Origin of the sequence: Photobacterium rosenbergii, from assembly GCF_003026455.1 — a bacterium.
Classification (GTDB): Bacteria; Pseudomonadota; Gammaproteobacteria; order Enterobacterales; family Vibrionaceae; genus Photobacterium; species Photobacterium rosenbergii.
On sequence record NZ_PYMB01000001.1, the window covers coordinates 711,622 to 724,233 of the forward strand.

General features: G+C 44.8%; 15 protein-coding genes. 4 read left to right on the forward strand and 11 right to left on the reverse strand.

Annotated elements, in window-relative coordinates:
* Positions 1 to 28 precede the first annotated feature (28 nt).
* The 4 genes from C9J01_RS03410 to C9J01_RS03425 form a co-directional block, all read right to left on the reverse strand.
* Complete coding sequence (locus C9J01_RS03410; RefSeq protein ID WP_107296690.1) at positions 29 to 748, reverse strand: class I SAM-dependent methyltransferase; 720 nt, start codon at positions 746 to 748, stop codon at positions 29 to 31.
* Positions 749 to 873: 125 nt separating this feature from the next.
* The gene (locus C9J01_RS03415; RefSeq protein WP_107296691.1) at positions 874 to 1,191 is read right to left on the reverse strand and encodes an AzlD domain-containing protein; all 318 of its coding nucleotides are present in this window, start codon (positions 1,189 to 1,191) and stop codon (positions 874 to 876) included.
* A complete protein-coding gene (locus C9J01_RS03420; RefSeq protein WP_107296692.1) occupies positions 1,188 to 1,907 on the reverse strand; it encodes an AzlC family ABC transporter permease in 720 nt (239 codons plus the stop codon). Before C9J01_RS03420 ends, C9J01_RS03415 begins: the two co-directional genes overlap by 4 nt.
* Positions 1,908 to 1,994: 87 nt before the next feature.
* Positions 1,995 to 2,831: an AraC family transcriptional regulator gene (locus C9J01_RS03425; RefSeq protein ID WP_107296693.1), complete on the reverse strand. Its 837-nt coding sequence runs from the start codon at positions 2,829 to 2,831 to the stop codon at positions 1,995 to 1,997.
* Positions 2,832 to 3,058: 227 nt separating this feature from the next.
* Here C9J01_RS03425 and C9J01_RS03430 point away from each other — a divergent pair, with 227 nt between their 5' ends.
* On the forward strand, positions 3,059 to 4,093 hold the full coding sequence (locus C9J01_RS03430; protein WP_107296694.1) for a lactonase family protein: 1,035 nt from the start codon (positions 3,059 to 3,061) through the stop codon (positions 4,091 to 4,093).
* A gap of 66 nt (positions 4,094 to 4,159) precedes the next feature.
* Here the strand turns inward: C9J01_RS03430 and C9J01_RS03435 are convergent, their stop codons facing one another.
* Complete coding sequence (locus C9J01_RS03435; RefSeq protein WP_107297406.1) at positions 4,160 to 4,807, reverse strand: HAD family hydrolase; 648 nt, start codon at positions 4,805 to 4,807, stop codon at positions 4,160 to 4,162.
* A gap of 161 nt (positions 4,808 to 4,968) precedes the next feature.
* Here C9J01_RS03435 and C9J01_RS03440 point away from each other — a divergent pair, with 161 nt between their 5' ends.
* Positions 4,969 to 6,174 (forward strand): alpha/beta hydrolase, encoded by a 1,206-nt coding sequence (locus tag C9J01_RS03440; RefSeq protein ID WP_107296695.1) that lies wholly within the window; start codon positions 4,969 to 4,971, stop codon positions 6,172 to 6,174.
* Between the two features lie 213 nt (positions 6,175 to 6,387).
* Positions 6,388 to 6,984 (forward strand): tRNA (pseudouridine(54)-N(1))-methyltransferase TrmY, encoded by a 597-nt coding sequence (gene trmY, locus C9J01_RS03445; protein WP_107296696.1) that lies wholly within the window; start codon positions 6,388 to 6,390, stop codon positions 6,982 to 6,984.
* Positions 6,985 to 7,080: 96 nt separating this feature from the next.
* Here trmY and C9J01_RS03450 read toward each other — a convergent pair whose 3' ends face one another.
* The 5 genes from C9J01_RS03450 to C9J01_RS03470 all read right to left on the reverse strand — a co-directional run bounded on the left by C9J01_RS03450 (position 7,081) and on the right by C9J01_RS03470 (position 11,558).
* Complete coding sequence (locus C9J01_RS03450; protein ID WP_107296697.1) at positions 7,081 to 7,560, reverse strand: peptide-methionine (S)-S-oxide reductase; 480 nt, start codon at positions 7,558 to 7,560, stop codon at positions 7,081 to 7,083.
* 99 nt (positions 7,561 to 7,659) lie between these two features.
* Positions 7,660 to 8,466 carry a fumarylacetoacetate hydrolase family protein gene (locus C9J01_RS03455; RefSeq protein ID WP_107296698.1) on the reverse strand — a complete coding sequence of 269 codons (807 nt, stop codon included), beginning with the start codon at positions 8,464 to 8,466 and terminating at the stop codon, positions 7,660 to 7,662.
* Between the two features lie 107 nt (positions 8,467 to 8,573).
* Positions 8,574 to 9,107, reverse strand: a complete 534-nt coding sequence (locus C9J01_RS03460; RefSeq protein WP_107296699.1) for a phosphatase PAP2 family protein — start codon at positions 9,105 to 9,107, stop codon at positions 8,574 to 8,576.
* A 170-nt stretch (positions 9,108 to 9,277) separates the two neighbouring features.
* Complete coding sequence (locus C9J01_RS03465) at positions 9,278 to 10,519, reverse strand: DEAD/DEAH box helicase (RefSeq protein WP_107296700.1); 1,242 nt, start codon at positions 10,517 to 10,519, stop codon at positions 9,278 to 9,280.
* A gap of 103 nt (positions 10,520 to 10,622) precedes the next feature.
* Positions 10,623 to 11,558, reverse strand: a complete 936-nt coding sequence (locus C9J01_RS03470; protein ID WP_107296701.1) for a 2-dehydropantoate 2-reductase — start codon at positions 11,556 to 11,558, stop codon at positions 10,623 to 10,625.
* Positions 11,559 to 11,772: 214 nt separating this feature from the next.
* Between C9J01_RS03470 and C9J01_RS03475 the strand changes: the two genes are divergently transcribed.
* On the forward strand, positions 11,773 to 12,027 hold the full coding sequence (locus tag C9J01_RS03475; RefSeq protein ID WP_107296702.1) for a hypothetical protein: 255 nt from the start codon (positions 11,773 to 11,775) through the stop codon (positions 12,025 to 12,027).
* Between the two features lie 63 nt (positions 12,028 to 12,090).
* On the opposite strand, the gene C9J01_RS03480 is transcribed toward C9J01_RS03475, so the two are convergent.
* Entirely contained in the window at positions 12,091 to 12,504 is a 414-nt protein-coding gene (locus C9J01_RS03480) for an OsmC family protein (RefSeq protein ID WP_107297407.1), read from the reverse strand.
* Between the last annotated feature and the right edge of the window lie 108 nt (positions 12,505 to 12,612).

A 12,612-nucleotide genomic window follows, 5' to 3' on the forward strand; every position in this document is an offset into this window, starting at 1 on the left:
CCTTTTACACATGTACAATCGCTATAAATTAAGCGAGTTTCTGGCACTTAATGAAAATGAAGTTTGGGTTCTTTGATAGGTACTCGTAACGGCCTTCATCCATTTCCTTGACCTTCTCTGACACTTCACCCTCAGAGATCTGGGTGATCACCAAACCATTCTGGGTTAGCGCGTTCATAATTTCGGTCAGCGAACGACGATAAAAGCTTACTTGAACCGGTTTACCCACTGTATTCCACTCTTCTTGCACTAATTCGCGCTCGAAATAGTTGCCGCTTTGCGTACACTCAAAATCTGCGAACGGATGGTGGGTCGAAAACACAAAAGAACCACCCACTCTCAATACACGGTGAACGTCTCTGAACAGTGGATTTAGATCTTCAATGTAGTGGACCATCAATGGTGAGATGACCAAATCGACACTCGCATCCTTTTCCTTCGGCAACCCTTTAGAAAGATCCTGCGCATACGCAACAACCTTATCGGTTAGCTCTGCTTTTACTGCCTTGCTTGCTACCAATTGAACCATCTCTTCAGAGTAATCAATACAGGTAACATGTTTAGCCCCTTGCTCAAGCAAGAATTGAGCATACACACCAGAGCCACAGCCAAGATCAAGCACATCAATATCGTTGAGGACTGGCAGCATTGCTTGAAGCGTTGGACGCTCTAAATGAGCATTGTAGATGTTGTCTTGAATAACTTCGTCATATTCGCTAGCGAACGTTGAGTACATCTTTGATTTCATAATACCTTCTCTGCTTAAGAATGCCGCGGTAAGGGGATGCATGTTTTACAGTATCAATCTACTTACAGCAATAGATCCAATATGATCTTGCTCACAGTGATAAGGTTTGAAACACAATTTGCCGACTAAAATATCAGCAGATTCAATATTAAAAACACAAACATACTCACAACTGTTGTTAACAGTACATTTTTGGTTTTCCAAGCCAGGCCTGCAGCCAATAATGCCGACAATAGATAAGGATTATCAACAGCAAGCCACAACCCTTCCCCTTCAGGCATAAACACGATGGGGGCCCAAATAGCGGTTAATACCGCAGGGCTGGAGTATTTCAATAAACGCTGCAGTTCGGGATTAATTTTAAGTGGCAGTTTAGGCTCCAAAAACAAATACCGGCTCAAGAAAACCAAAGCCGTGAGCACCAGAATCGATAAAATGATCACCCCTGCTCTCCCCGCCATTTCTCCGCAAAGTAACCGGCCAGCATGCCACCAAGACTTGCGATCATTAATGCCCCACCGATATCGAAGTAATTCAAAGTGATTGACAGACCTAATGCGGATAACACCGCAAATACTACGGGTAGATTAATAACATGCGGTATAACCAATGCAATGAAGGTCGCAGCAACAGCGAACTCGAGACCAAGTTCATTCAAGGTTGGTATATAACTGCCAGCGACAATCCCCACCAATGTCGCTGCATTCCATGCCAAATAGAAGCTCAAACCTGCACCTAAGGCATACCAGCGGTTAAACTGCTTTATTGACTGCTGCCCACAAATAGCAAATAACTCATCAGTCAATAGAAAACCCAAACCCAAGCGCCACTTCAACGGCAACGGGCTGATTTTCTCCCGCATCGATACGCTGTAAAGCAAATGCCTTGAGGTTATAAAGAAGGTCGCCAGCATCATGCTAAACAGGCCCGCCCCCGTTTTGAACATACCCGTGGCAACTAACTGTGCCGAACCTGCAAACAAGATTGCTGACATGGCCTGGCTTTCCAAAGGGTTCAGCCCTGCATCAATCGCAAAAGAACCAGCGAGCAACCCCCAAGGAATCACCGCTATACTCAGCGGTACCATGGCCAAGGCTCCTTGACCAAATAATCGTGCTCGACGGGTTTCTTCTGGGTGTTCCACTATCGTTGTATCCATCCAAAAAATCTTCTTTGTTGCGAAATCATCTATTCATATCGCCAAAATACCGGAACCAATACTTGTACAAAATTGCTCAATTCATCGCTAGATTAAAGAGCCAGTATATTGCTTAGGTGTAATTCCCATTGCGCGCTTGAAATGACGGTGGAAATGGCTCTGGTCATGAAATCCGGCTTCCTGCGCGGCATCTGATATCGAATGCCCTGCCTTCAGCAGTTTTTTGGCATAACGTAAACGGCTCTGGATTTGGTAGGCATGGGGAGGAAGACCGAACTCTTTTTGAAACGCCCGGACTAAATAATAAGGGCTGTACCCCGCTAGTTTCGCTAACTCTTCAAGGGAAACATCCGCCTGAGGAAAATCGTCGAGAAAAGTCTTCACCAGCATTACCTGTTTCTGGCTTCGGGTATGCGGTTCAAACTCATTGCGGGTTTTACTGTGCCTTGCCATTAACTTAACTAACGCGCCATATACCAAGGTTTCGCGTAATAGCCGGTTATCCGAATTTTCCAAAGTCGAAAAAACCAAGCGTAACTGCTGCGCAACATCGGGGTCATGGACTACTGGCTCAGGAAAGTACGGAACTGACGGGTGCGAGCCTAACCCCTCGGTCATTGCAGCGAACTGTTCTGGTAGAGGATACATCGCCCTGTATTCCCAACCCCCTTCAGTCGCTGAATGGCCGGTATGAACCTCATCGGCATTGACCAAAATGATATGATCTTTCGGTGCGACATGATTGCCACCAGTACGATAAAAACGTTGCGCACCTTTTTCTATCACCCCGATGGTATAACCTTCATGGCTATGGAGTGAGAAATTCTGCCGCTTATATTTTGCCTGTAATAATTCAAGGCCGCCCAATTCATCAGCGATTGAGAAGCTCACGTCCTCTTTGAATTTCTTTGTTTGCTCTGACATTGCTTACTCACTATTCCTGTGACGCCAGTCTAGCTTAACGACCTTTGCTAATTTTGTACAAAATTGCCCTATTCAAATCAAATTCACTTATAGAAACAACCCCAGTTTTCATGCAGGCAAGCTAACTGGTTCACATTTTGACTCTACCCAGCGTTTAATTCATTGCTGTCTCTAGGGTCAAAAGGCATGGTATAGGCAGTTTTTTTAGTTGTTTTTCAGAGCATTTCATGACTTCCCACAATCACCTGCACTTTTATGTCGGTACTTATACCGATGCACCAAGTACCAGTAAAGGAATTGCCCAGATCTCTTTAGACCCGGCAACGGGTGAACTGACCCGCAATGAAGATTTAACCGCGCTGCGTAACCCATCTTATTTGACCACCACGGATAATGGCCTCTACAGCTTTAGTGAAACCTCTCAGGAAGAAAGTGCAGCACTGCAGTTTTCTTCAAAGCTAGGTAATGTTTTCTTGCCTATCGCGGGGGATTATCCTTGCCATATAGATATCAAATTCCCTTACCTTGCCGTAGCTAACTATGGTTCGGGTAATGTGTCTGTTTATCTACTTGATGACAATGGTAGGCCAATAAAAGCTATTGCCGATTTATACGAGGACGGTTGCGGGCCAAATTCAAACCGTCAGGCATCTCCTCACGCCCACCAAGTCACATTCCTGACCCATAACAATCAATTGGCAGTTGTTGATCTCGGCTCGGATTGTATTCGGTTTTATCAGTTTGATGATGAAAACGGCCAGCACACATTCCAATTAACGCAAACTATCACAATGCCAGCAGGTGCTGGACCACGCCACATGGTGTTCAATCACAATGAAACCCGTGCCTATGTAGTGTGTGAGCTATCTGAAACGCTCGTTGTCCTAACTCTTAACGACGGCACTTGGCAGATAACACATCAATGCGAGCTGTTGCCTGAAGTTGAAAACGGTGAAGCGGCGTCGGCTATTCGTCTTTCAAAGAATGAGCAGTACTTATATGTGTCTTGTCGAGCACAAAACATCATCAGCTCCTTTGACGTTTCAGGCGAGGAGCCGAAACCATTACATACCTATGATTGCCATGGACAATTTCCAAGGGATTTCGTTATTTCCAAAGATGGGCAATGGCTAGTAGTTGCCAACCAGCACTCTAACAATATCGTGAGCTTTCATCGTAACACCGAAACGGGAGAAATCACGCCAACAGGCTACCAGAGCCTTGTCGATGCGCCTGTATGTTTAGTTGAAGCCGGTAACTAACGAGCCAAGACCTACGCAATGCCCTAAAGAAAAAAGCCTCTGTTCATTAACAGAGGCTTTTCAATATTACGCCGATTTTAACTCAGCAAGCACATCACAGAGCGATGGGACAATAGCATGCCCAAATTGACGCACTTCATCACATGGGTCGACCAAATCAGGGATCTGATAGGTTTTCATGTTTGCAGCAACCGCCGCCCTTACACCATTGTTTGAGTCTTCAAAAGCCAGACAGTGCTCAGGCGCGACATTCAGACGACTCGCCGCTAGTTGGTAAATTTCAGGGTGAGGCTTACCGTTGGCAACTTCACAACCCGTAGTGAGGTTATCAAAGTACTTGGCAATACCCGCCAGTTCTAACTTTGTTTTGGCAACATCTTTGGCAGTAGACGTCGCGATAGCAATCGGCGTTCCTTGCGATTTCAGCCACTCCAATAGCTCTATCACTCCCTCTTTTACCGGGATTGCCTGATGTTTTACCACTGCATTGTAACGAGTACGCCACTCGTTATGCAGGCGGTCTAAATCATCACCATAGGCTTGGCGGAATATCACCTCGATTCCCGCCGCATTGCAGCCAATGATTGATAGGTAAACATCTTCATAAAATGGAAGGTTTTGTACTTCACAGGCTTCTTTAAAGATACGCATACAGACGCGTTCTGTATCGAGAAGCAAACCATCCATATCGAAAATAGCAGCTTGATAGTTCATTACATTACAGATTTTTTGCTGGAGACGGCGCATTTTGACATATGCGCACAACTTTTTCCTGAATAATAACGTAATTAAATTGTTCTACATCTTAATCCCCTATTCATATTGATAGTGGTAGCTTTAACCTGATAAACAATAACGTCACTCATTAGATTGCTATGAAACCAAGTAAAACAATAATCCTCAGTGCAACTGTCGCCGCTCTTGCCCTTTTTGGTTGCCAAAGCACAGTCGACCATCCACTGTATCAGTCGTCGGGCAGCCAGCCGGTTAACGGCTACCATTCTTTCGATGAGTATTTAAGCCAAACGCAGAGACAACTCAGCCAGCACCGGTATTACTTGACTGAGAACAAGCAGCAAGAGTTAAAAGCAAATATGCCTTTTGAACTAAGGCCCCAATCAAGCAAAGAGCAGGCTGCTGATAATCCCGCTAGCCCTCGAAAAGGGATATTACTGATCCATGGTTTGGGGGATTCCCCGTATTCGTTTGTTGATATCAGCCAATCCTTGGTAGAGAACGGGTTTCTCGTCAGGACCGTCCTGCTTGATGGACATGGAACCCGTCCAGCAGACATGATGAATGCTGATCATGATCAGTGGCAAAAACTCGTTGATAAACAAGTAGCGTTACTTGAGGAAGAGGTTGAGGAGGTTTACTTAGGTGGCTTTTCAACCGGTGGCAACCTTGCCTATCTTCATGCCGCGGATAACCCAGACATTGCGGGGCTGATGCTGTTTTCGCCAGGCTTCCAATCCAATGAGCCTATGGCATTTATGACCCCCTTGCTCTCTTCGGTAAGGCCTTGGCTTCGCACAAACATACCTAATGGCGAAACCAACTATACCCGCTACAGCAATATGCCGACCAATGGCTTTGCCCAGTATTACCACACAAGCAAAGCTACCATGGAAGATTTAGAAAAACGTCAATTTGACCGCCCGACATTCATGGTATTGACAGAGCATGACAGTGTGTTGGATACCAAGGCTATCAAAGACATATTTCAAACTCGGTTCACCCACCCTGACAACAAGCTAATGTGGTACGGCACAAGCCCCAAACTCGACCAAGATAACGTCGTTTTTGTAAACAGCAGAGTACCCGAATTGCGTGTAAGTAATATGTCCCATATGGGGGTGTTATATTCACCAAAGAACCCTTACTATGGCATAAATGGCAGTGAAACTATTTGCCGTAACGGGCAAGAGTCGCAGGAGGCTGAAGATTACTGCCGTACTGGCGGTGAGGTATGGTATAGCGCATGGGATCACCGAGAACCAGATAAGGTCCACGCTCGGCTGACATTCAACCCTTACTATGATCAAATGATAGATACCCTGTCAGAAGTGTTTGAACTTTAAAAGGGCACCTTATCGATGCTCCATTTAAAAATAGGCCACCTCAATTCGGTGGCCTATTTTTAATTACTCGCGCACCACATGTCACTCTCAAGCATTATTTCAGTTACATATCACTGCAAAGGTGCGATAATCTTGCCCTTCTGATTGCCGAGTAGACTCGGTTGATATCAAAATATTGATTCAAAAGTAATTTTATCTGTAGGACATTCTTCAATGCGCGCCTTTGTATTACGAGCCAGATCCGCTCCTACCGACAGCCAGCAACTACTGGCTTCAGTTGGCCAAGAAGCTCACACCGAAATTTTGGCCCATACCCTAATGAATTCGATCTTTGTGGCGCAATCGCACCGTGAAGATGTGATTGTGCACTTGGTACTAGAAAGCACCCAAGACTACTCCCGCACAGTCACTTTTGTTGCCAATGAAATGACCAATATCGGTGGTTTCCATGAGCAAGCATTGCTTAGTAAAGTAGCCAAAGCACTCGATGTATCACGTGGAATGACCAAAGAGCAAGAGCGTCAGGTCGAGCCTGGCATTACGGTCCGTACATTGAGCTTCGAAAAGCTGGTCAAAGATCTGGCTGAAGATTACCAACTTTACATGATGGACAAGAAAGGGGCTTCAATCCGCGAACAAGAGTTCAGCGGTAACTCATGCTTCCTACTCACCGACCACATTCCTATGCCGAAGAAGACATTCAAAAGCTTGGAACGCCTTGGTACCCAGAAGATAAGCCTTGGGCCAAAGATGATTTTCGCTTCCCAATGTGTGGTGTTAATCCATAACGAATTGGATCTTTGTGAGTAGCCTTCGCAAGCTATAAACAACAAGCCCGAGCCAACCTGATTGGCTCGGGCTTTTTATTTTACCGGTATATCAAAGGCTAATTGCCCTCAATCATAGTTAGTTTGCCTTCTTATACTTGTGCAAAAGGTCTAACGGAATGTGGCAATAATCATTAGGAAAACGCGTTAGCCTATCCTGATGCTCTTCATCACTTTTGACGTAATTGGCTAAAGGAAGTACTTCAACGGCAATTCGCTCTTTGTCTTCTCGCGCATTGATATATTGCCTAGCCTTATCTATATGTGCCGGGTCTTTGCTATATACGCCGGTACGGTACTTTTCACCGACATCCTCACCCTGCTTATTAATGCTGTAGGGATCAATAATTTCGAACAAGTACCCCATCAATTGTTCAACACTCACAACCGTGGCATCAAAATCTATCCGAACGCATTCGGCATAACCATCATAATCACTCTTTGTGGTGCTTGTTGTCCCGTTTGCTCGGCCAGCTTCGGTAGAAATCACACCGGGTAGGTGTTTCATAAATTCCTGAACACCCCACAGGCACCCACCAGCCACATATATCTGTTCCATTTCAGTCTCCTGAGTTCTCAAAATGATTATCTAATCACTCAGTACTCAATAGCAAGGAACAGTCGTGAACCAGCGTGCTGGTAATACCTCACCTTTTACCTACTTGATACGGTTTTCAACTTTTCCCACACCTTCAATCTCAACGGAGACCACATCACCTTTGCTTAGCGCTTTGGTACGACCTGGTGTGCCCATAAACACCAAATCACCGGGCTTAAGGGTAAAATAGTGACTCAGGTAGCTCACCACTTTTTCCGGTTTGTGGATCATATTTTTGGTGCTCTCCTGCTGGACTATGTCACCGTTAAGGCGGGTTGTTAGCAACACATTGTTATAGTCCACATTGGTGACTATCTGGTTGCTAATCGGCCCAAACCCATCACTGGCTTTTGCCCGCATCCATTGCAGATCGCGACTTTGCCAACTACGTTCTGTTAAATCGTTACCTGCTAATACTCCGAAAATCGCTTCTTTAGCTTCACCTTCATCAGCATCCTTCAAGGTCTTACCTATCACCAACACCAACTCACCCTCAAAATGTACATTCGTTGCGTCACGGGGGAAAACTATAGGCTCACCGGTAGCAATCAATGATGAGGGTAATTTCAAAAACAGGGGCGGTGGCGATTGACTATCAGATGAAATATGGCTGGCAAAGTTCATCCCAACCGCAAACACTTTTTCAGGTACTGTCGGTAGGAGCATCTGAACTTGGTTTGACTTCAAAGGCTTTCCATCAGGTAATGTGGCGTCAAAGGGGGATCCTTTTAAAGGCTGTATATTCTCTCCTTGCAAGATGCCATATTTAACCTGATCCTCAAATGCATATCGCACATACGTTTGAGCCTGAGTTTTGGCACTGGCTGTGATCATCAAAACAAAGGCTGTGACCCAATATTTTTTCATTTAACATCCCTGTCATTTTCATCAACAATCCTAGAAAGTGTAGACTGGATAAAAGGTTGCAATGAATAAAGGGCTAAAATAACTATTGACCCGATCCCCTATTCCAATTAAATGGAATAGCTGAACAAAATCCCTTGTGCGTCACTATTACCGAATCGAGCAGACGCTACCGTAAGATTTGGATCGTTGTATTCTGTAGTAACGTAATAGCTAACCGTATAAGCGAGTACTGCCCCAGCAAGAACGTCCGTCTCCCAATGTTTGGATGCATAACAGCGGCTGTAACCTACATAGGAAGCTGCAACATACGCAGGAAGGCCGTATTCGATACCATAGCGGTGATGTAAGAAAGCAGCCCCACTAAACGCTGCAGAGGTATGCCCACTCGGAAATGAGTCCCAATTTTTGCCATTTGGTCTCTGTTCTTCAATAGCAAATTTCAATCCATGGGTAATGGCTCCAGTGATTAATGCACCTTTGATTTGCTGCTCCAAACCTTCATCATCCCCCTTCCACCATGCCACACCTAGTCCAGTCAAAGGGAGAGCTACTTGCAATATATCTCCAGCCGTTTCAGTCCTTGTTTTGGCATTAATTGGCAAGACCAGAATTAACAAAACAACACACAACACGTTTTTCATTTAGACCTCTGCTATACCCATAAACACAATTTCATACCCATTGAACTAGGCACGATAACGGCGTGCTAAAAATTAGGCGCAGATACTAAACATCACAAAGTTCAATGTCAAACCATGTAGCAAAAAAAAGAGCAACCGAAGTTGCTCATTAGATTTAATTGATATGAAAATTAGTTTGATTTTCTCTTCGGTTTGAACTGCTTAATACTGCGCTTAGCTTGGCTACGGCGGTTAGCTTTTTTATCACGCGGTGGCCGCTTACGTTCAGTGTTTGATGTGAGATCTGCAGGTTTATCCGTTACTGGGAAACCTTCAAGCTCTGTCGTTTCCATCGGCCTACCAGTTAGCTTACGGATTGCATTCAGAGCTAACGTTTCACCGTGGCATACTAAGGAAATCGCTAGGCCATTATTACCAGCACGAGCAGTCCTGCCTACACGGTGAACATATACAGCCGCATTTTCAGGCAGGTCAGCGTTGATCACCACTGGTAACTCATCAACATGAATACCTCGTGATAGCAAATCGGTCGTGATTAACACTTGTGTATTTTGTGCTTTAAACTCTGCCAATGTTTGCTCGCGAGTGGCTTGCTCTTTATCACCATGAAGGGAGTCTACATTGATGCCGGCTTTAGACAGTCGCTTGGCTAAATTATCTGCCGCCTTCTTCTCTGCGACGAAAACCAACACTTGCGGCCAGTTATTCTGCTTCAACAAGGCAATCAAAGCTTGTGGCTTGCTGCCTTTATTGACTAGGTAGAGCTGCTCATGAATGTCTTCAACCACACTGTTTTGCGCATTGGCAATAACGCGCTCAGGTTTGGACATTAAACCTAACGCGGCATTCTCAAGAGTTTCAGGCAAGGTGGCAGAAAACAGCAAAGTCTGCCGAGACGCTGGGACAAAAGAAAAGATTTTCTGAACATCAGGCCAAAAGCCCATTTCCAATAACCTATCAGCTTCATCAAGCGCAAACATTGCTAAAGATTTAAGCGAAATCAGCTCTTTATTGAGGAAGTCCAACAAGCGGCCCGGTGTCGCGACGACAAGCTGAGCACCGTTTTCTATCTCAGCTTGCTGGTACTCAGCAGAGACACCACCGCATAACATGGCTACCTGTATACCCAGCTTAACACCAACATCTTTTAAGGAATCGCTCACCTGAGAAGCAAGTTCACGAGTTGGCACCAAGACCAAACATTGCGCGTGCTTTTTTTCTGTATCAATTCGCTGCAACATCGGCAGACCATAAGCATATGTTTTGCCGCTACCGGTCTGCGCCAATGCCAAAACGTCACTACCCTTTATTATTGAAGGTATAGCAAGGCGTTGAATGTCGGTTGGTTGACAAAGCTGGCTAGGTAAAGCCCCCAATACCGACTTATTAAGTTGCAGTGAAGCAAAAGTCATGGTTATTAACTACCACTATAGAAAAATTGGATGCGCAGTCTAACAGTCCAGCCCCTGTTTTAGTAGCAACTAACAAGCATTGGCTGACAGAATAATAGGTAAATTACCGATTGTTTGCCGTTTGGAGGTTAATAAAACACAATTGTTGGTACAGCATTTCAGTTTTTGGCATTTCCACACCCAAGCCATCTGCTAGATCGAGCACATTTTTATACATGTACTGCAACTCCATTTCCCGACGATTACGCTTATCGAGGAGCATACTAGTCAGGTAAGGTTTCATTTTGGCGGTGTTGGCCAACATGGTATCAACCATCGACAGATCAATCGTTGAACCGGACGCAAGAGCAGCCTCCCTTACTTCCAACATGATTGCCTTTGCCAAATCAGCTGTCTGGGGACAGGCCATCATCAAACTAGTATCGGTATCCAAAACGGCTGAGAGGCCATTGAATGGCACATTCCATAACAACTTTTTCCATCGCGCATCCATGATGCTGCATTCCACATCAACATCGACACCACTTTGTCTAAAATCAGCAGCTACATCATTGAGCGCAGGCATACCAGACTCGCCATAAACGCCCATAGTCAGCCGCCCGTAATCAATATGTTGAATCTGGCCTGGCCCAGTTTTGTTTGAACAGATAAAACATAAACCACCGGCAATATGGTCAAGCCCCAACTTTGCTGCCAGGGCTGGCTCTGCACCTATACCGTTTTGCAGCAAAACCACTAATGTCTCTGGTTTTAGCATGGGACGAATTAAAGATTCCAAAACATCGTTTTGTGTGGTTTTCAATGCAACGAGTACCACATCGGCTTTTGGCACCGTTTGACTCGAACCATGAGCATTGAGTCGTTCAGGGGAAATTGAAAAGTCACCATAATGAGAATCGACAGAAAGTCCATTTGCGCAAACATAGTCGTAATCAGTGTTGAAAAGAAAATGTACATCGTGACCACCATGATGGAGCCTAGCCCCGTAATAGCCACCGATAGCACCTGCACCAATCACAACATACGTTTTGCTAACCATTCTTACGGACTCCTTTCCAATACTGTTCCACTACTGACCTTTACCTGATGGTAAATAATGTACATGATTTGAGCAATCCAGCAAGAACAATGTCTTACACACGATTCATTGCTACAAGGTAGAATTAAAAATAAGCAACTAAATCGGCCAAAATTCAATTTCTCCTCTATCCTCTGTAAAATGCAGCTACAACCTTTCTGATAAGATACATATTATGATCAATGAAAATGAAATTATCACCACCTTGGAAGAGCTAGAAGCTTTCCTGATTTCTGTTGAGAACGGTGGTTTGGGACTTACTAATGTCGCGGGTATTGCATTGGCAACCAACAATGCTGACGGCCGTCGTTTTGTCGCTGTCCTTGATGACAAACACCAACTCCTAATGGGCCGCTGGGTAACCGAAGAAGTGTATGAGAATGGTAAAGACCTAGTTCGTAACGGTCCTAACAAGAGTTCTCTTCACTAATCAGTGAAACGTCGAAGCCGCCTATTCTCTTGAGGCGGCATTACTTTATCAATCTGTTATCAACTAGATTTCAATATTAATCCGTGTATTGACAGAATTTGCAATGAAGCAGTTCTGATGGGCCACGTTATGCATCTTTTGCAATTCAACTGCTGACGGTAATCTGCTACCGGAGAACCGGATATCAGGCCGCAGCGTTACCTCTGTTATCGAAAACTTCCCCGTCTCCCCTTGTTCCAAAACACCCATCGCATGATCAATATAACTCTCCACAACATACTTTTTCTTTGAAGCAACTGTGAGGAAGGCCATCATATGGCAACTTGATAGTGTTGCAACAAAGGCTTCTTCAGGGTCAACATTTTCTGGATTAGAATACGGTAATGGGACGATCTGATGAGAAGCGCTCGCTGGCACGCACACTCCACCATCGAACTGCCATTGGTGTGATCGACTAAAATTATTGCCAATAAACATTTCCTGCTTGTTCCTAACCCACTCAACATTGGCCTTAAAAGTCGCTTTATCCACTTATCTTTCCTTACACACCTCATACAAAAGCCAAACAAATGTGAAGCGTAAATG